19 protein-coding genes are annotated in these 20,418 nt (G+C 34.9%); 17 read left to right on the top strand and 2 right to left on the bottom strand.

The annotated features are described in order from the left end of the window. Positions 1 to 51: 51 nt before the first annotated feature. On the bottom strand, positions 52 to 1,101 hold the full coding sequence (locus tag LZ578_RS11770) for an aldose epimerase family protein (RefSeq protein ID WP_235145356.1): 1,050 nt from the start codon (positions 1,099 to 1,101) through the stop codon (positions 52 to 54). 152 nt (positions 1,102 to 1,253) lie between these two features. Here LZ578_RS11770 and LZ578_RS11765 point away from each other — a divergent pair, with 152 nt between their 5' ends. The 17 genes from LZ578_RS11765 (at position 1,254) to LZ578_RS11685 (ending at position 19,153) form a co-directional block, all read left to right on the top strand. Further along, positions 1,254 to 2,156, top strand: a complete 903-nt coding sequence (locus tag LZ578_RS11765; protein ID WP_235145355.1) for a Gfo/Idh/MocA family protein — start codon at positions 1,254 to 1,256, stop codon at positions 2,154 to 2,156. Positions 2,157 to 2,290: 134 nt separating this feature from the next. After that, entirely contained in the window at positions 2,291 to 4,294 is a 2,004-nt protein-coding gene (gene tkt, locus LZ578_RS11760) for a transketolase (protein ID WP_235145354.1), read from the top strand. A 371-nt stretch (positions 4,295 to 4,665) separates the two neighbouring features. Continuing rightward, entirely contained in the window at positions 4,666 to 5,637 is a 972-nt protein-coding gene (locus tag LZ578_RS11755) for an RtcB family protein (protein ID WP_235145353.1), read from the top strand. Continuing rightward, positions 5,634 to 5,804, top strand: coding sequence for an RtcB family protein (locus tag LZ578_RS11750; protein WP_235145352.1), 171 nt, complete (start codon positions 5,634 to 5,636; stop codon positions 5,802 to 5,804). The genes LZ578_RS11755 and LZ578_RS11750 overlap by 4 nt, the downstream gene beginning before the upstream one ends. A gap of 44 nt (positions 5,805 to 5,848) precedes the next feature. Next, positions 5,849 to 6,811, top strand: coding sequence for an alpha/beta hydrolase (locus tag LZ578_RS11745; protein WP_235145351.1), 963 nt, complete (start codon positions 5,849 to 5,851; stop codon positions 6,809 to 6,811). A gap of 236 nt (positions 6,812 to 7,047) precedes the next feature. Further along, positions 7,048 to 7,482, top strand: coding sequence for a hypothetical protein (locus tag LZ578_RS11740; RefSeq protein ID WP_235145350.1), 435 nt, complete (start codon positions 7,048 to 7,050; stop codon positions 7,480 to 7,482). Next, positions 7,449 to 8,015 carry an ABC transporter permease subunit gene (locus LZ578_RS11735; protein WP_235145349.1) on the top strand — a complete coding sequence of 189 codons (567 nt, stop codon included), beginning with the start codon at positions 7,449 to 7,451 and terminating at the stop codon, positions 8,013 to 8,015. The genes LZ578_RS11740 and LZ578_RS11735 overlap by 34 nt, the downstream gene beginning before the upstream one ends. An 18-nt stretch (positions 8,016 to 8,033) precedes the next feature. Beyond that, positions 8,034 to 8,903: a carbohydrate ABC transporter permease gene (locus LZ578_RS11730; RefSeq protein ID WP_235145348.1), complete on the top strand. Its 870-nt coding sequence runs from the start codon at positions 8,034 to 8,036 to the stop codon at positions 8,901 to 8,903. A gap of 27 nt (positions 8,904 to 8,930) precedes the next feature. After that, positions 8,931 to 10,574: a hypothetical protein gene (locus LZ578_RS11725; RefSeq protein ID WP_235145347.1), complete on the top strand. Its 1,644-nt coding sequence runs from the start codon at positions 8,931 to 8,933 to the stop codon at positions 10,572 to 10,574. Between the two features lie 76 nt (positions 10,575 to 10,650). Continuing rightward, on the top strand, positions 10,651 to 12,618 hold the full coding sequence (locus tag LZ578_RS11720) for a beta-galactosidase (protein WP_235145346.1): 1,968 nt from the start codon (positions 10,651 to 10,653) through the stop codon (positions 12,616 to 12,618). A gap of 33 nt (positions 12,619 to 12,651) precedes the next feature. Beyond that, positions 12,652 to 13,584 carry a family 43 glycosylhydrolase gene (locus LZ578_RS11715; protein ID WP_235145345.1) on the top strand — a complete coding sequence of 311 codons (933 nt, stop codon included), beginning with the start codon at positions 12,652 to 12,654 and terminating at the stop codon, positions 13,582 to 13,584. A gap of 33 nt (positions 13,585 to 13,617) precedes the next feature. After that, on the top strand, positions 13,618 to 15,300 hold the full coding sequence (locus tag LZ578_RS11710) for a sensor histidine kinase (RefSeq protein WP_235145344.1): 1,683 nt from the start codon (positions 13,618 to 13,620) through the stop codon (positions 15,298 to 15,300). A 37-nt stretch (positions 15,301 to 15,337) separates the two neighbouring features. Further along, on the top strand, positions 15,338 to 16,561 hold the full coding sequence (locus tag LZ578_RS11705) for a response regulator (protein ID WP_235146464.1): 1,224 nt from the start codon (positions 15,338 to 15,340) through the stop codon (positions 16,559 to 16,561). A gap of 1 nt (position 16,562) precedes the next feature. After that, positions 16,563 to 17,261: a DUF624 domain-containing protein gene (locus LZ578_RS11700; protein WP_235145343.1), complete on the top strand. Its 699-nt coding sequence runs from the start codon at positions 16,563 to 16,565 to the stop codon at positions 17,259 to 17,261. Positions 17,262 to 17,265: 4 nt separating this feature from the next. After that, positions 17,266 to 17,544: a hypothetical protein gene (locus tag LZ578_RS11695; RefSeq protein WP_235145342.1), complete on the top strand. Its 279-nt coding sequence runs from the start codon at positions 17,266 to 17,268 to the stop codon at positions 17,542 to 17,544. After that, on the top strand, positions 17,544 to 18,134 hold the full coding sequence (locus LZ578_RS11690; RefSeq protein WP_235145341.1) for a family 20 glycosylhydrolase: 591 nt from the start codon (positions 17,544 to 17,546) through the stop codon (positions 18,132 to 18,134). Before LZ578_RS11695 ends, LZ578_RS11690 begins: the two co-directional genes overlap by 1 nt. Positions 18,135 to 18,172: 38 nt before the next feature. After that, positions 18,173 to 19,153 (top strand): hypothetical protein, encoded by a 981-nt coding sequence (locus LZ578_RS11685; protein WP_235145340.1) that lies wholly within the window; start codon positions 18,173 to 18,175, stop codon positions 19,151 to 19,153. Between the two features lie 270 nt (positions 19,154 to 19,423). On the opposite strand, the gene LZ578_RS11680 is transcribed toward LZ578_RS11685, so the two are convergent. Continuing rightward, entirely contained in the window at positions 19,424 to 20,341 is a 918-nt protein-coding gene (locus LZ578_RS11680; RefSeq protein WP_235145339.1) for a nuclease-related domain-containing protein, read from the bottom strand. Between the last annotated feature and the right edge of the window lie 77 nt (positions 20,342 to 20,418).

Here is a 20,418-nt window from a genome sequence, read left to right as displayed (position 1 = left end):
ACCGGGCAAGCCTCCATCAATAGGGGCTTGCCCGGTTTATGTTTACTAGAACTAGGATTCTAATACAAAACGATACACCGTTTCTGAAGTGTAAGGATTTTCAGGACGTAAGATAATATCTCCAAAATTCTCTTGATTAATGGCATCTGGAAGAGCTTGTGTTTCTAAAGTGATTCCCGAATAAGCCTCAATCGGCTGACCATTTAGAGTATATCCTTCCGCTTTTCCATTATGAAGAAAAATAACCACAGCTGCTTGATCAGTTGTCATTTCGATTTTTCTACCCGTCTCTTCATCAAAAATACTAGCATCCAGTTGATCTTTTTTAGGATTCAAAACAAATGGATGGTCCAAGCCACTGACTTTTTTAGTTTGTGGATGATCAGATTCTGTTGATTGTGAAACGGAAGCCGCCTCTCGGAAATCAAAAGGTGTACCTTCTACTGGTAAAAGACGACCCGTTGGATTGTTACTGTCTCCTAATTCAGCATACGTTTCCGCATGTACAAAAAGTTGATGATCTAAAATATTTTTAGAGATATCTCCATGTAAATTAAAATAAACATGGTTAGTTGGATTAAAGAGAGTAGGTTGATCGGTGGATGCAGAGTAAGCTACTTTCCACTCATCTTCATCCGTTAACGTATAGGTGACTTGTACCATTATATTACCGGGATAACCGTTTGAACCATGTTGATCTTCACAAGAAAAAATGATACTAGCTTCGTGTGCCCGTTTCTTCGTTTCAAAGTTCCAAAGTTTAGTATCGAGACCTTGGATGCCTCCATGTAAATGATTGCCATTTTCATTTTGGGAAACTTGATAAGATTTACCATCAATAGAAAACATCCCTTGAGAAATTCTTCCAGCTACTCGTCCGATTGTTGCACCGTAGTAAGGGCGATATTCAATATATTCATCCAACTGGTTGAAACCTAAAATAATATTATCCAATACCCCTTTTTGATCGGGAACATTCCATTCTACAATGGATGCTCCAAAAGGAGTTGCCGTTATGGAAACGCCATTTTTATTCGTAAGAGTAATTGCTGGAACCTCTTGATTCTGGAACGTTCCAAATTTTTTTTGACTAATATGCATTCCTTTTCCATCCTTTCTTTGTATGTATTCTTTTCACTGATTGTATTGTAACAGTTTTCATAAAATTATAATAGAAAGAAAAAGGATGATGAAAAGAGTTAGAAACAGTACAATAAAGAAGAATCGTATGAAAAGGCAGGAGGACGATAACAATGTTAAAAATCGGTGTACTAGGTATAGGGATGATTTCTCAAAAAGCATACTTACCTGTTATGGCAATGATGCAAGATGAAGTGGAGTGGCATCTATCTACACGAAATAAAGATGTGTTACATCAAGTAGCAGCTAAATATGGAATGACTCATGTTCATTCTACGGTAGAAAGTTTATTAAATAGTGGAATTCAAGCGGTGTTCATTCATGCGGCTACTTCTGTGCATTACTCTCTGATTAAACGTTTCTTAGAAGAGGGCATTCATGTATATGTGGATAAGCCTATTAGTGAAGATATAGATGAAACTAAAGAGTTATTAGAACTTGCTGAACAAAGAGGAGTGGTACTAACTTGCGGATTTAACCGCCGCTTTGCTCCATTGGTTCAACAATTAAAGCCCATCCCGAATAAAGAAATGATTTTTATTCAAAAAGACCGAATTCAAGGCAAGAAAGAGTCTCGTTATGCAATTTATGATTTATTTTTACATCTGGTTGATGTCGCCTTGTTTTTATTGGACCATCCAGTGGAGAGAATGGATTCTCATATCATTTCAGAAAAAGGAATATTAAAAAGAGCGTGGATGATTTTAGAAACCAAACAAACGAGTTGTGTCATTACAATGAACTATGAAGCAGGAGCTAATCGTGAGATTATGGAAGTTCAAAGTAATGGAGGAATTCATCGCGTGATTGATTTAAATGAAATAGAAATTCTTCAAGAAGGAACCCAAAGAAAGATAACATTTCCAGACTGGGAACCGACTTTGAATAAACGAGGATTTGCACCTCTGATTCATCAGTTTGTTGAATCCATTCATACAGGTCTGAATCCAGTTTCTCCGGCATCTGCGTTAGCGTCACACGAACTTTGCGAAAAAATGTTGAAAAATGAACAGTAAACTTTAGAAGAAGTAAGATATAAAAAAACTCGATAAAAGAAAGCTGAATGTATAGAACCTAAAAAAGTAGAATATGTTTCTTTATAATCGTTTTTAAGCTAAAATAAGGGTAGTTAAAAATGAGGAGGAAAACAATGTTTGATCAAATTGATGATTTAGCAGTGAATACCGTTCGTACATTAAGTATCGAAGCAGTTCAAAAGGCAAATTCTGGACATCCAGGTTTACCAATGGGAGCAGCTCCAATGGCATATTCTTTATGGACAAAATACTTAAAGGTGAATCCTAAAAATAGTCAATGGGTAGATCGCGATCGTTTCGTTCTCTCAGCAGGTCATGGTTCAGCTTTGTTATATAGTTTGCTTCATTTAGCAGGTTATAAAGTGACTTTGGATGATTTAAAGAATTTCCGTCAGTATGAAAGTAACACACCGGGACACCCAGAAGTTCATTATACAGATGGTGTAGAAGCAACAACCGGTCCATTAGGACAAGGATTTGCTAATGCAGTAGGAATGGCAATGAGTGAAGCTCACCAGGCAGGTGTCTACAATAAAGAAAACTTTAACATCATGGATCACTATACCTATTTCCTATGTGGAGATGGTGACTTGATGGAAGGAATTTCTCATGAATCAGCTAGTCTTGCTGGTCATTTAAAATTAGGTAAATTGATTGGTCTCTATGATTCTAATGATATTTCTTTAGATGGCCCGACTTCAAAAGCATTTACTGAAAATGTAGGCGATCGTTTCAAAGCATACGGTTGGCAACATATTCTTGTAAAAGATGGAAATGATTTAGAAGAAATTGCGAAATCAATTGAAGCAGCAAAAGCTGAAACAGATAAACCAACCTTAATTGAAATCAAAACGGTTATCGGATTTGGTGCACCAGATGCGGGAACCAGTAAAGTCCATGGAGCTCCTTTAGGTGAAGAGGGCATTACATTTGCTAAAAAGAACTACAATTGGGATCACCCAGATTTCTACGTTCCAGAAGAAGTGAAAACTCGCTTCCAAGAGACGATGGTAGAAAAAGGCCAAAAAGCCGAAGAAGATTGGAACAAATTATTTGAGGAATATCGTACGGTTTATCCTGAATCAGCACAACAATTTGAGGATGCCTATGCGGGTAAATTACCTGATGGTTGGCAAGAGAAATTACCTGTATATGAAGTCGGGGATGCTGCCAAGGCTACTCGCGTAACAAGTAGTGAAGCAATCCAAGCATTAGGTGAAGCAATCCCAACACTATGGGGTGGTTCAGCAGACTTATCTTCTTCAAACAATACAATGAATAAAGAAGCTAGTGACTTTAGTCCTGAAAATTATGCGGGACGAAATATTTGGTACGGAGTGCGTGAATTTGCAATGGGTGCAATGATGAACGGAATTCTTCTTCATGGTGGTACAAAAACCTATGCAGGAACTTTCTTCGTCTTTACAGATTACTTGCGTCCAGCTATGCGTCTTGCAGCGTTATCTAAAATACCTGCAACATATGTAATGACTCACGATTCTGTTGCAGTTGGTGAAGATGGTCCTACTCATGAACCAGTAGAGCATATTTCTAGTTTCCGTGGTATGCCAAACATGAACTTAGTTCGTCCAGCAGATGGCAATGAAGTAAGTGCTGCTTGGGGAATTGCGATGGAATCAGAAGAAACACCAACTCTACTAGTATTAACTCGTCAAGGTTTACCTGTTCTAAAAGGAACGAAAGAAATGGCATCTGAAGGAGTTCGAAAAGGTGCTTATGTACTTTCTCCTCAAGAAGGTGACAAACCAGAAGGAATTCTTATTGCGACTGGTTCTGAAGTATCCTTAGCAATAGAAGCACAAGAACTTTTGAAAAATAATGGAGTAGATGTTTCCGTTGTTTCAATGCCAAGTACTTTCTTGTTTGATAAACAAGATGCAGCATACAAAGAATCTGTGTTACCAAATGAAGTACGCAACCGTATGTCCCTTGAGATGGGTGCAACATCGGGTTGGGAACGTTATGTCGGTCTAGATGGCTTGGCATACGGAATTGACCGTTATGGCGCCAGCGGTGAAGGAAACACGGTTACTGCAGCTCTTGGATTTACTCCAGAAAAAGTAGCAACTGCGTTTCAAGAGAAATTTAAAAAATAAAAAAGAGTAATTAAGAAAGGGATTCCGTTTATTAAACGGAATCCTCTTTCTTTTTTTGGAAATAGTAATGAATTAGGTAAGTTAAAAGTTTTTCTTGTACATTTCGTTACCTAATTAATCAAAAAAATCATTTACATTTATATGAGAAAGGAAAATTTTATTAAGTAAGTATAGGATTAGATTTACCTTTCTCCTTACCTAATAAGTAGTGATTAGGTAAGGAAAATATTTTTATATAGTTTTTGCTTACTCAATCAACTCGATGACAAAGAATATCTGTATCCACTCCTAATAAATTTGTCTAAACGATAATGGATGATACAATTAACTTGCAGGCTATTTCTTTGGAAATTTGGAGGAGGAACCATAACATGGACGTACAGGACGAACTAAAACTGACTGGGACATTCGCCGATGCTACAGTTTTTACTACCAATATTAACCAAGAAACCATTGATCAGATTACTAGATTATTAAATCATCCTTTTTCAGAAGGAATCAAAATTCGAATTATGCCAGATACTCATATTGGAAAAGGGGCAGTGGTAGGGACAACCATGACGTATCATGATAAAATGGTTCCTGATGTGGTTGGTGTAGATATTGGATGCGGAATGTATCTAGCAAAACTCAGCAAAACGAAATGGAACGAATCTGATTTTAAGAGATTGGATCAAGTAATTAACGATAAAATTCCAAGTGGAAGTGGCATCCGTAAAAAGAGTCATCCCTTGTTGAAAGAAATTAATTTGGATGATGTTCGGGCCCCGATAAGAAGAAAAAATCGAAGCGCATTAGCGATTGGATCTTTAGGAGGTGGCAATCATTTTATTGAGCTGGATAAAGATGAGGAAGAAAATCACTATTTCGTGATTCACTCTGGTTCGCGCGCATTAGGCCATGATGTTGCAAGTTATTATCAAAAGAAAGCAGTTCAACAGTGGAAAGAAAGAGGCAATGAAAACGAAGAAGGACATTTTGTCGATTCTGAATTTGCTTATTTAGAAGAGGAGGACATGGAAGATTACCTTCATGACGTTCAAATTTGTCAACGATTTGCTCATCTAAATCGAAAAGCAATGATGGAAGAAATTATCCAAAAGATGAAAGTAGAAATTATTTCTACTTTTGATACGATTCATAATTATGTCGATGTGCCTAATCAAATCATTCGTAAAGGGGCCATCTCGGCTCATGAAGGAGAAGAGATTTTAATCCCGATAAATATGCGAGATGGTAGCATTTTAGCCGTTGGAAAAGGAAATCCAGATTGGAATAATTCTGCCCCACATGGAGCAGGAAGATTACTATCTCGTACGCAAGCTAAAAAAAATTACGGATGAGAGACTTTAAAAGAGCGATGCAAGAAGTATACACAACTTCTGTTCGTCCAAATACATTAGATGAAGCTCCTTTTGCATATAAGCCGATGGAGGAAATTTTATCTCGTACATCTGAAACATTCACAGTAAAATCGGTACTAACTCCAGTTTATAATTTTAAAGCTTAATATAGAATACGAAAAAGTAAATCGTAAACAAAGGACGCGATAAAATGAAAAAAAAGATAGCGCTTTTATCATTCGGAATGGCTTTTGTTCCACTAGGAGTTTATTTTGGATTAGGAAATTATTTTTATAACTATGCACTAAATGCAAAAGAAGAAAAAGAATTTTTGCAAAATAATCCTCATCTAGATGAAAATAAATCCATTGACCCAGATATAGAAACAAAAGAAAAAATAGCAGATGAACAGTTTATAGCACAACAGATTCCTAAAGCACGCTTCCTCACTTCTACGGATAAGCGACAATTGAGATTGCATGCGGAAGTTTACGAAAATGAAATGAATAACTCGAAATGGGTAGTTGCTGTACATGGTTATGGGGACCAAGCTTCTAAAATGACTCGATGGATCCGTCCTTTTTACGAACATGGATACAATATTTTAGCTCCAGATTTACGTGGACATGGTAAAAGTGAAGGGGATTATATCGGGATGGGGTGGCATGATCGCCTGGACCTTTTAGACTGGGTGAAAACCATTACGAATCAGAATCTAGATGCAGAAATTGTCTTATTTGGTGTTTCGATGGGAGCTGCCGCTGTTATGGCAGCATCTGGAGAAGCGTTACCTCCTCAGGTAAAAGTAATTGTAGAGGACTGTGGATATACTTCCGTTAGTGATGTGTTTTCGTATCAACTAGCCGATTTATTTAAACTGCCTAATTTTCCAGTGATGAATGCAGCGAATAGTATAACTAAATTACGAGCAGGCTTTGATATTTATAAAGCTTCGGCAGTTAATCAAGTAAAGAAAAGTACCACACCGATGCTATTTATTCATGGAGATCAAGATACCTTTGTTCCCTTTGAGATGTTAGATCAAGTCTATCAAGCTGCACAAGTGGAGAAAGAAAAAGTAGTAATACCTGGTGCAGAACATGCTGATGCGGTATTTGTAAATCCTGAATTATATTGGGAGTCTATGTGGAAGTTTGTGGATCGCTATATTTAAAGGATATAAAAAAATTTATCTCGATTAAAAAAATATCTCTCTTCCTTTTAAAATAGGAAGAGGGATATTTTTTTAGTGAAGTCTTGCAACCGTTTCCAACAAGTAAATTTAATAGCCTATATGTTAAAAAAGTAGCATGTCCGAATAGAAGCGCTTCTGTTAAAGTTGATTTATAAGAAATGAAACATGTAATGAGTAAAAAAACAGTTTGGCTCGGATAAGAAAGGAGCAAGAACATGGAGGAAGTATCAATCAACAATCAGAAAACTTTGAAAAAGAAAAAAGTAAAGGTGAAAAAAAGGAGAATGTCTTGGAAAAAAGAACTCCAACAAAAATGGCCTTTATATATCTTATTAGTACCTAGCATGATTTTTGCAATTGTTTTTTCTTATATTCCTATGAGCGGTCTAATTATGGCCTTTCAAAATTATAAACCTTGGTTAGGTATTTTAGGTTCGGAATGGATTGGATTAGAAAACTTTCGAACAATTTTCGTCTATGACGAAGCAAAACAAGCAATTATCAATACACTGATTATCGCAACTGGAAAATTAATCTTCGGGATTATTGTTCCCGTAACGATGGCTCTACTTTTAAATGAGGTTCGGCAAGTAGGATTGAAAAAAGTGTTCAGACTTTGGTTTACCTTCCTCACTTTTTATCTTGGGTAACCGTTGCAGGAATGATGATTGATATCTTGTCATTGGACGGGATTGTCAATCAATTTATGATGAAATTAGGAATGGAGCCACTCTTTTTCCTTGGGAACGCAAGTATCTTTCGACAAGTTGTGATTGCAAGTGATGTTTGGAAAGGCTTTGGTTTTGGAATGATTGTATATTTAGCAACTCTTTCCGGAATTGATCCATCTCTTTACGAAGCCTCTGAAATGGATGGTGCAAGCAGGTGGAAACAAACATTATATATCACGATTCCTTCTATGTTACCAATGGTTATTGTGATGACAACATTAAGCCTTGGAAATATATTAAATGCAGGATTTGATCAAATTTTTAACTTGTATAACCCATTGGTATACAGTACCGGTGATATTATTGACACCTATGTATATCGAGCATCTCTATTGAATGGACAATATGGATTCGGTACAGCGGTAGGGCTCTTTAAATCAGGGGTTAGTTTGATTTTAATTATGACTTCATATCGAATTGCTTATAAAGTTTCTGGATATAAAATTTTCTAAAGAAAGGAGAAATATATCGTGCATCATAAATCAAAAGGTTATAAAGCATTTACTTTTTTCAATACTATTTTTCTTATTATTGTAGCGTTACTTTGCTTGTTACCCCTCTTGCATTTACTAGCAGTATCTCTAAGTGATAAAGCCGCGGCTAATGGGAATCTAGTTACGTTCCTTCCCGTAAACTTTACCGTAAATGCATATTCTAAAACATTTACAAACTCTACTTTCCTAACATCTATCTGGATTTCTCTAAAAAGAACGTTTTTAGGAACACTTTTGAGTATGTTTTTAATTACTACGGCAGGTTATGCACTTTCAAAAGAATTTAGAGGTAGAAATTTCTTCATGTGGTTTTTCGTATTTACGATGCTCTTTTCAGGTGGATTGATTCCAAACTACATCCTTGTAACAAGCCTTGGATTGAAAGATACGATTTGGGCATTAATCTTACCGGGAGCATTTGGAGCCTATAACTTAATATTAATTAAAAACTTTTTTAGTACGATACCTATTTCTTTAGAAGAAGCCGCACTGATTGACGGAGCTAGTTTCTTTACCGTTTTCAGAAAAATTTACTTACCACTTTCATTACCAGGACTTGCTACAGTTGGCTTGTTCATCATGGTAGGGAATTGGAACTCATGGTTTGATGGAATTTTGTATATGTCTAGTACAGATAAATATCCGCTAGCATCCTTCTTGCAAACTGTCGTAGTACAAGGAAATATGCAAGATATGCAACTAGATGCCGATTCGGCAGCAGCTATGTCCGAAAGAACGTTAAAAGCTGCACAGATCTTTATTGGAGCTTTACCAATCTTATCTGTTTATCCGTTCTTACAAAAATATTTTGTAAAAGGGATTGTAATGGGAGCAGTAAAAGAATAAAAAACATAAAAAAAGGAGAAAAAAATAATGAAAAAGAAAACACTTCTTATGACAACAAGCTTACTAGCACTAACTTTAGCAGGTTGCGGCGGAACAAACGATGCAGGCACTGAATCAACAGCTGGGCCTGAAAAAGTTGATGGAAAATATGATCCAATGGTTACAATTACAGTTGGGAAACAGCAGGATGAATTAGCAGGTAAGTATAAAACTGGTGAAAGTTTAAATGATAACGTTTTAACTAGATGGGGAGAAGAAGAATTAGGTATAAAAATAGATACTACACTTCTAGGTGGAGACGCAAATAATTATAATACAAAACTTCGTTTAGCTTTGACAGGTGCAGAAAAATTACCTGACGTTGTTCCCGTATATGATACGCAACTCTTAGCAGACTTAATTGAATCTGGTCAAGTAAAAGAAGTATCAGAAGACATGGAGCAGTATATGCCAGAACGTTTAAAAGAAATTTATGATGAATTTCCAAATACATTTAATCCTGTTACTAAAGATGGAAAGACATATGGCTTTGCAATTGCACCTTTTTTGACAGAAAGTCAAGTTATGCTGATTAGACAAGACTGGTTAGATAATTTAGGTTTAGAAGCACCAACAAACATGGAAGAATTTGAACAAGTGCTTGACGCGTTCACTAATGACGATCCAGATCAAAATGGTAAAAAAGACACATACGGATACACTTTCTCTGGGAAGAATGGATACAATACAAGTTGGGTTAGTGATCCCGTGATGATTTTTAGTGCCTATACTGGAAAATATCTTCCTAAATTGTGGGTAGAGAATGAAGAAGGAAAACTAGTATATGGTTCCATTCAAGAAGGAAATAAAGAAGCATTACAAACTCTGCGAGATTGGTATGAAAAAGGATATATAAACAAAGAGATGGCTGTATTAGAACCTTGGGATGCTATGGGCGACTTTACAACAGGAAAAGCTGGGATTGTTTTAGGACGTCCTTGGATGTATGGGACTGTTTCCGACTTAGAAACCAACGTAGAGGGAGCAGAAATTGGAGCTTACCCTTGGATTGAAGGAATTAAAGAAGATAAAACGTATCAAAGTGGTGAAACAAACGATGGTTGGTTTGTATTTAATAAAGATTTTACTAACATGGAAGCCTTCTTTGACTACTACGATAAAATGTATGATATTAGTTTTGGAGAAGGAGATTTCCAGTATGGAATCTTTGAAGGGTATGACTATGATATGGTAGATGGAAAACCTACCTACAACCCTAAAGAATTTAATGAACCAATGGATGAAGTCATAAATGCTGGAAAAATGATATTCTTTAAGAATGCTCCTAAAGTTAATGAAATAAACGCATTTGCTAAAGTTTATAAAGGAGAAGAGCCAGAAAATGGTATTGAACTGAAAGCTGCTTCGCAAAAACCTACTCATATTAAAGGGTACGCTATTTCTGCAGAGCAACAAGACACACTTATTCCAGATGCCTTTAATGGAGTACCAACTGCGACAATGGCAAAAAATGGAGAACAGTTAAATACTTTAGAAAACGAAGTATTTACGAAGATTATTTACGGTGAAAAAGATATTGATGCTTATGATCAATTTGTTCAAGATTGGCATGAAAAAGGTGGAGATAAGATTACGGAAGAAATTAATGAATGGTATGATAGCGTAAAATAAGGTTTACCAAAATAAAAAGGTTCTTTTTTCTAACGAAAAAAGAGCCTTTTTCGATGAACAATAGGAGTTGAAAAAATTGTTAAAAAATCATGAAAAAGTTATACATGGAAAAAACAAGCAAGTTATTCTTGATAAAGCAGGAAGTGAAATAGTCTTGATGGATTCCAAGGAAGTCTGTTTGCAAGGAAAAAACTTACAAAATTGGAATTATTTAATAATTACTTTACATAACACCAATACAGAATCACTTACGACTGATCTTATTTTCTCTACAAAAAATCAAGAAGAAATTTTAACGGTTTCGTTTAGTCTTTTGCCTACTACCAAAGTAACCGTACCGATTTCACTTTCTTTACTGAATAGTCAGAACTTATTTCCTACTAGAACGAAAGGGAGATTGCGGATGATGGTCACTGGTAAACCGATTCGGAAAGAAGAGGTTACAAAGGTTGTTTTATCCACGAGAAAATTCCACTCAACAAGAGAACTGATTATTGATTCTATAGAATTATCTAATAAAAAAGAAGAAGAAATCCATAATCCAGAAATCCTTATTGATCAATGGGGTCAATGGAATAAAAAAGAATGGGATTCAAAAATATCAAGTCAAAATCAGTTGGAACATATTTTAAAAAGCCTCTTACAAGAAGCAGAAAAGTTTGATTATAAACATGCCGAAGGAAAAGGAGACTATTACGGATCAAGTAGTCAACAAGTAGAAGCTACCGGCTGGTTTCGAACGGAGAAGATAGATGGTAAATGGATCTTTGTTACACCAGATGGTTATCCGTTTTTTTCAATGGGTATAGATGGAATTAATCCGGGTACACATACAGGGACTGAATTTGTTCAACCATATCTAGGTGAGCTAGTGAACCATTTAGATGAACAAGCAATAGATAATCATTCTGTAGATTTTGGAATCCAGAACCTCATTAGCGTATTTTCAAAAGAAAATTGGTGGGAGGCATGGTATAAAATAACCCGAATGTATCTACACAAATGGGGAATGAATACAATTGGTAACTGGTCTTCTCAAAAATTTATAAAACAAGTACAAATGCCTTATGTGATTCCATTAGATTCTGTAGGAAATGCTCCGTTTCCATCTACAACAGAAAAAATATTTCGTGATTTTCCTGATGTTTTTTCAGAAGAATATTCTGAACAAGCAAAAAAATATGCACAAAATTTATTACCTTTTAAAAAAGACCCTTTCTTAATTGGATATTTTATGCGCAATGAACCAGCTTGGGGATTTGTATATAATTTGAATATAGCAGAAGAAATGTTAGAAAATCCAGCGAAAAGTGGATCTAAAAAGAAATTTATCCAAAAAATGAGAGGAAAATATTCAACTATACAGTTATTTAATGAATTATGGAAAACAGATTATATTGATTTTGATGATTTAAATAGACCGCTTCGGAAAGCAACTTCCTATTCTGATAAAGCTAAAGAGGATTTAGAAATTTTTTCTAAGGAAATGATTGAACGTTACGTATCCGTTCCAGCAGAAGCGTGTAGAGAAGTAGATCCACATCATTTAAATTTAGGAATGCGTTATGCTTATGTTGCGGATCCAATGATGCTTTCGGGTGCAAACTATTTTGATGTTTTTTCTATTAATAGCTATCAACTCTCACCTAATAAAAAAATGGAAGAAATTGCAGCTATTATTGATAAGCCAGTAATGATTGGAGAGTTTCATTTTGGATCCATTGATAAAGGACTTACTGCTACAGGTATAAGAGGCGTTTTGGATCAGAAAGAACGGGGAGTTGCGTATCGTTACTATATGGAACAAGCTGCTTCTCATCCAGCTTTTGTAGGAGCCCATTATTTTATGTTGAATGATCAAAGCTGTCTAGGTAGATATGATGGAGAAAATTACCAAATCGGTTTTGTGGACATTTGTATGCAAGAGTACTTGAGCATGACAGAAATAGTAAAAGAAACGAATAAACAACTATATTCGATTCATATAAATGAAAAGGAACCAACTAAACAAAAGCCAAAAGAAATTCCAGCTATCTTTTGCTAATAATCATACACTAGAGAGGAAGAGATGATATTGATGAATAAATTAAAAAATGGGGAATTATGGAAGGATACCGAAGGGAATCCAATTCATGCCCATGGAGGACATATTCTTAAAAAAGATAATTACTACTATTGGTATGGAGAAGATAGAAGAGACAATATTTACGTGAGTTGTTACCGTTCAAAAGATTTAGTGAACTGGGAGTTCCGCAATCATATTTTAACTACAGATTCAAAGATGGAAGAGTATCGAGTTCGTACGGTTTGTAAATTAATAAATGAAGATGGGAAAAAAGTGAACTTAGAACGACCAAAAGTGTTATATAATAAGAGTACAAATACATTTGTTTTATGGACTCATTATGAAAATGGAAATGATTATACAGATGCAGCCTGTGCAGTAGCAACTTGTGATACTCCAGATGGAGACTTCACTTATCATGGACACTTTAATCCATTTGGATATATGTCTCGAGATTGTACGCTTTATCAAGATAAAGATGATGTTGCTTACTTCATCTCTGCTGCAAGAGACAATGGAGATTTACATGTGTATCGTTTATCTGAAGATTATTTAAATATTGATAAGCTTGTACATCGATTATGGCAAGGAGAGTATCGAGAAGCTCCTGCAGTTGTAGAAAAAGAAGGAGTGTATTATTTGTTGTCCTCATTTTGTACCGGTTGGTATCCAAATCAAGGCAAATATGCATCGAGCAAAGGGATAGAAGAGGATTGGTCTTCTTTACAAGAATTTGGGGATGAAACAACCTATCATTCGCAACCATCCTTTATTTTGAAAACATATGATGATCAATTTCTTTATTTTGGAGACAGATGGAATGCAGACCATTATTTTGAATCCGGTTACGTAGCTCTACCTTTAAAATTAGAAGGTGAAAATGTGGAGATGTCCTTTTACGATTCAGTCCAGTTAGATGATACCCAAGTTATTACATTTAAATAACTAGAAAATTTTAAAAATGATAGGAGTAAAAAAATGAGGAAAATGAAAAACAGTGTCATAAAAAAGTTTGTACTATTTTTCAGTATTTTTTTAGTTTTAATTCTTGCTCTCCTATCATTATTAAATATTAAAGGAGAACGTGCTCTACGAGAGTCGTTGGATGAAATTGCTGTCAATCAAGTTCTTTATATGAAAAATCGGCTGACAGAAACGGTGCGAGAAGCTGAAATATATGGGGCACAATACTTAAGTGAAGATAATATTCGCTATTACCAATCCAGAAAGGTAAGTGATTCTTATCTAGAACAATTACTAGCAAAAGAATTGATTCTTACTCGCTTTCAAGATCAATTACTCGCTAGTCGTGCGATTGAGGGAATCGCGGTATATTGGCCAGAGACACGAGAAGCGGTTAGTTCTCCAATTGATATGCCAACGATCTACCCTTTTGCTGAAAGAAAAGAAAAAGGATGGCATGTGATCGATGGTTCCTTGTATTTCTTTTTAGGGTACCCTTATCAAAAAAGTAATATAGTATCTCGTTCTGAGTATATTATTATCGTAAAGTTAAGTGATCAATATCTGGATGAAATTGTAGATAAGGTATCTGTAGATGAAAAATTTTCTGGTTTATTTCTTACAGATAATGGAGAAGTTCTTTCAAATACTATTGTGGATGAACAGGTTGTAAAAGAAGTGGCTACGAAGTGGGAAAATGGAAAGGAAATTCAATCCTTTTACTATCAGGATTCTTCATTCGTGATGACAAAAATACCACGTTTAAATTTGAGCTTGATTACGTATATGGACTCCAAACAATCCACAACACCTATTGACACCTTTAATCTTATTTTTTCTATCAACTTACTCGTTATTACATTATATGGAATCTTTTTAATTTATAAGTTTGATACGGATATCTATAAACAAGTGCAAACCCTTTCAACTTATTTAGGGATAGCAACTCAGGGTGACTACGTGACAAGGATAGAAACGATTCCTAATAATGAATTTGGAACGTTATTCCAAAATTTTAATGAAATGTCAGAGAATACTCAAACGCTTATTATGACCCTACAAAAAGAAAATGAATTAAGAAAAAATGCGGAAATGAAACAAATGCAAGCACAAATAGATCCTCATTTCCTTTATAATAATTTTTCTTATATTGTCTCAATGGCTCATATGAATGCCGATGCAGTGGAAGAAATGGCGTTATATCTAGCAGAATATTACCAAAGTATAACAACCAGTACCCATCAGACCGTTACTGTAGAATCGGAATTAAAAATGATTGATGCCTATCTTCACATTATGTCTCTTCGAAAAGATATTACGTTCTCGATTGATGTAGCGGAAGAATTAAAAAAGCAAGAAATTGTCCCACTTATTTTTCAGCCGCTGGTGGAGAATGCAATTGTTCATGGAATTGAGGCACGTCAAGGAGCTGAAAGGATTTCTATTCATGGTAAAAAGGTAGGAAGAGAATGGGTTGTTGAAATTTCTGATGATGGGTTCGGTATGGATGAAAAACGAATAAAAGAAATATATACACAAATTAATGCTTCTTCCCCTCCGTTGGAAGACCATGGAGTAGGCCTTTGGAATGTGAATCAACGGTTGATTAATATACTTGGAGAAGCAAGTCGTCTTCAATTTGTCAAAAATGATTGGGGTGGAACAACGGTACGATTTTTAATAAAGAACGCAGAATAAAAATAAAAAGGATAAAGGAGGAAAAATATTGAAACTAATGATTGTAGATGATGAAAAATATGTAGTGGAATATTTAAAAAATCTAATCAACTGGTTAAGATATGGTTTTACTTCCGTTAGAACCTTTCATAACTCTATTATTGCAAAAGAAGAAATTGAACGGGATGCCCCAGATTTATTGATTAGTGATATTCGAATGCCAGAAATTAGTGGGATTGACTTGTTGAAAACAGTATTCCAAAAGAAATTACCAACGCAAGTTATTTTTCTGTCTGGACATTCAGAATTTGAATATGCACAAAAAGCAATTCATTATGGAGCGTCTGACTATTTACTAAAGCCGGTTGTAAAAAATAAATTAATTGAAGCAGTTGAAACAATTATTTCTGAAATAGAAACAGAAGAGATGGAAATTAGAAATAAAAGTGGTCAAAATGGACTACCAGAAGATTTTTACCGATCGATGGAGGCAGTTTTACGAATGTTTTTGAAAGAAGAATCAGAAGGTAGAAGAAAGGATTCTTTTGGTGGACTATTGATAAAAGAACCACTTTTATTTTGTAAAGTTCCCTTTAGTATCTTTAACAAAGAAATTTATGAAGGAAGTATAGATGCTGCTTCTATTTCTGATTTTTATAATACAGGATATCAGTGGGAAGCAACTAACGAATATATTGGACTCATCCCTGCTCATGCTCTTGAGTCTTTTTTAGAATTGAATCCTTATGAAGATGTTAAATTCTCCGAAGAATTTATTATAAAGGAAGAGGTTGGTCTCAAAGAAAGATATAAAGATTTCTTTGGAAGAACATTAGGGGATTGTGAAAGCAAACATATAGAATCTTCGGAGGAAGCCAAAGAAGAAAATAGAATTGCACAAATAAACCAAGATTCAGAAAAAGTGGAAAGCAAAGAAGAAAAGGATAACAATCAAGCAGTTATCCAGGCAATCAATACCTATATAGAGGAAAATTTAAATGAAGGTTTGAGTCTAGAAGATCTTAGTAAGATTGTCTATTTTCATCCTGCTTATTTATCTCGTTTTTATAAACAGGTAACCGGACAAAAGTTATCAGATTATATTGTCAAGAGACGTTTGATCCGAGCGAAAGAATTATTAAAAGAAAGTAACTTACGTGTTGGAGACATTGCTAATTTAGTAGGATATAAAAAAAGTCAATACTTTATAAAAGTATTTAAAATTAATTGTGGAGTTACGCCAAATCAGTATCGCCGCAAGATTATTGAAGGAGGAGAATAAAATGGATTTTCAATATCATGCAATGGTTGTAACCAAATATATTTATGCCATTGTACGAGGAACCATCTGCTTTTGGCTAGGAAATATTCCATATATTTTTCTTCTATTGAATTTGTTTCAAGCGGAGAATTCAGATGAGATTGGAACTCTTTTAATAACCGGACTTGCACTAATTCCTTTCATTTTAGCACCTAGTATAACGGCCTGTTTAGCAGTCACTCGAAAATTTTTGATTCAAGAAGATAGTAGTTTCCCTTTATTTCGCACGTTTATTACAACGTATAAGAAGGAATATAAAAAGAGTGTAGAGATTGGAATAGGTTTTGCGGTTATTCTAGGTCTATTCCTATTCTCATGGCAATATTATACAAGAATATTAGGGACAGCAGGGAATATTTTTCTAGTTTTTTCTGGATTACTAAGCTATATATTCCTAATGGTCCTTAATTTAATCAACGATCAATTTTTATCGATACGTGATTATATTCGAAATAGTTTTTACCTAACGATAGGTTATCCATTTTTAAGTTTAACAGGAATGATAGAAGTTGCTTTAGTTTTTTATATTACGTATCTTTTATCACCTAGTTTATTAATCTTGGTGACACCAGGAACTATTTTACTTTTGACTACCTATTTATTCAGAAATTTGATGAAATTAGAGCGAGAAAAACAACAAATAAATAATGGAAAGGACTAGTTATATGTTGAAAGTAAATTTGATGGGTGAATTAGAAGAGCTTCAAGTTGGATTAGCAGAATTAAAAAAGGACCTTCAGATTGAGTTCGATCAAGAAGGGATTACAATCCAGATAATGAAAAATGAAAAGGAGTTACATGCTTCTTTTGATGGGATAGAAGGAATGATTGGTTACACCCACAAAAATAATTTTTTCCGGATGATGAATCTATGGGCTATGGAAATTCAAGAAGGACAACCTTTTTCTATAGTCGAAACACCTGCTTTTGAAAAACAGGAGTGATGGTTGATAATTCACGTAATGCTGTATTAAAAGTAGAGGGAACGAAGAAATTATTACGTCATATGGCTAGGCTAGGTTTAAATCTAGCTATGCTATACAACGAAGATACTTATGAAGTAAAAGAATATCTCTATTTTGGCTACTTACGTGGAAGATATACTGAAGATGAATTGAAAGAAATAGACAACTATGCTTTTGATTTAGGAATAGAAATGGTTCCGTGTATTCAAACTTTGGCGCATCTTACGTTAGCGTTACAATATGAGTATGCTCAAGATATGAGAGATACGAGAGATAATCTTTTAGTAGGAGAACCAAAAACGTATGAATTTATTGATACCTTAATTGAAACGGCTAGTCGTCCTTTCCGTTCAAAACGAATTCATATTGGAATGGATGAAGCTCATGATGTTGGTTTAGGTGCTTATCGACGTAAAAATGGATTCAAAGACCAATTTAGTATTATGAATGAGCATTTAAAAGAAGTAGTTAGCATCACTCAAAAACATGGATTAGAGCCGATGATGTGGAGTGACATGTATTATCGAGCGGGTTCTAGTACCGGTAATTATTATGATTTACAACCATAAATACCAAAAAAATTATAGCCGGGATTCCGGATATCGATATGGTTTATTGGGACTACTATCATGAAGATGAAAAATTATATGATACTTATATCCAAAACCATCAAAAGTTAAATAAAAAGCTGATTTTCGCTGGTGGGATATGGACCTGGAACGGAATTGCTCCTAATTATGGAAAAACTTTTGCCACAACGATAGCAGCTTTAACTAGTTGCAAACGGAATGGAGTAAACGAAGTTTTTGCAACGGTATGGGGCGATGATGGAAATGAAACACCTCTGATGACTATTTTGCCTGGATTACAACTTTTTGCTGAATTAACGTATCACAATGAATACGATGAGAAAAGAATGGAAAAAGAATTCAAATTTAATTTTGGTATGAAATTAGAAGAGTTTTTATATTTAAATGACTTTGATGAAACGCCTGGAGTGATGGAAGGAAACCTAAATATTTCTTCTGTGTCCAAATCTATTCTTTGGCAAGATCCTTTATTAGGACTATTTGACGAAACAATACGAGGACTGAATTTGAGTGAGTACTACCAAGAACTTAGTGAAAGGCTCAAACCACTCACAGAACAAGAAGGAGAACTCACTCTTCTCTTTGATTTTTATTATCATTTTGCAGATGTGTTAGCAATAAAAGCGGAGATGGGAATACGATTATCGGATGCGTATCATCAGAATAATAAAAATGAGTTACAAATCATTTTGCAACAAGCAAAACAATTAAGAGAAAAAGTAAAACAATTACAAGCATCACATCGTGGGGTATGGCTACAAGAGTACAAAGTATTTGGCTGGGAAGTAATCGATGTGCGCTATGGAGGAGTCGTTTCTAGGAACGAGACACTCATTCTGTTGCTGACTGATTATCTAGATGGAAAAATAGATCAGATTATGGAATTAGAAGAAACAAAATTACCTTTCTCAGGTCCTGAGTACCTAGGAGAAGGCACATTAGGAAGAGGATTCTACTCAGAATTGATAACGACAGGGAAAATTTCCGGCTTTTTTTAGTGTGCATCGCAACGAAGAGTAGTAGTTGGTTGCGGTATGCGCCAGAAAAGAGTTTGCCTCGCAACGAAGGATGCAAGTTGGTTGCGGTATGCGCCGAAAAAGGGCTTGCATCGCAACGAAGAGTAGTAGTTGGTTGCGGTATGCGCCAGAAAAGGATTTGTATCGCAACGAAGAGTGGTAGTTAGTTGCGGTATGCGTCGAAAAAGAGTTTGCATCGCAACGAAGAGTAGTAGTTGGTTGCGATATACGCCAAAAAAGGTAATCGGTCACTTACTCTACATTAGGCAAGTAGAAGGAATGCCACCCACTACCACATACATGGTAACGTTTCTTTAAAGCGGTTCGAATAACTTGTTTAGAAACGATTTCACCAGAAAAATCATAAATTTTCTTTACAGTTATTTGCTCTTCTGGAAATAATAGACTGAATTCTTTTGTTAGACGATGAATGGATGCATAAATATTTTCTTGAAGATTACAATGATTACAAAAACATTTTCTACCTCGAAGTTGAGTAAGAAGGGATTGACAATGTGCACATGGAACTCCTTTTTTTAATTGATGATACTGATAATTCGGTAGCTGGGAAAAAGAGTTTGTAGATAGGTGCATTTGAACTAATTTTTCTGCAAAAATTTTATTTTCTAATGTAATTCCTGATGAGAGACGTTTAAATGCATGAAGTCGTTCCTCTATTTGAGAACGTAAAATAATAGGTGCTTCTAACGAAGCGTTGAACAATGTAAATTGAGGATGAACAAAAATCAGAGAAGCTTCTACTGAGTAATCACATTGCCATTCATTTACAAGCTGACGTATAAGTAATTTACTGCGCTCCAATTGATGAAGTGGATTTTTTACTTGTTTATTTGGCTTTTTAAAAAGAGTTTGAGATTCCCAGTAATATTCTCCGATAAAATTTTTAATTTCAAAAATAAATATCTTTTTATTTGTAATTACTAAAGTATCGATTTGAACTTCGGAAAAATTTTGTTTGATACGTAAATCATGAATAACAATGCTATCCCATTCCATAGCTAATAGCCATTTATCAAATATGATTTCACCATCATAGCCCACTTGCAAAGTATAGAGTCGGTGTTTTAATGGCGAAGATAAACTCATTCGTTGTTCTAAAATTTGTAAAACAAATAGTTCTTCTGGTAGTGCGCGTTCTTTTAGATTCATTTGTTTCCCTCCTTGTTAAGACTCCCTTCCTTAATATCCGCAAAAAAACAGCAAATACTTTTAAAAATGTTTGTATA

The sequence above is a fragment of the Jeotgalibaca sp. MA1X17-3 genome, assembly GCF_021513155.1.
GTDB lineage: Bacteria > Bacillota > Bacilli > Lactobacillales > Aerococcaceae > Jeotgalibaca.
The sequence above is the reverse complement of the archived record's forward strand: the minus strand, read 5'-3'. Positions and strand labels throughout refer to the sequence as shown.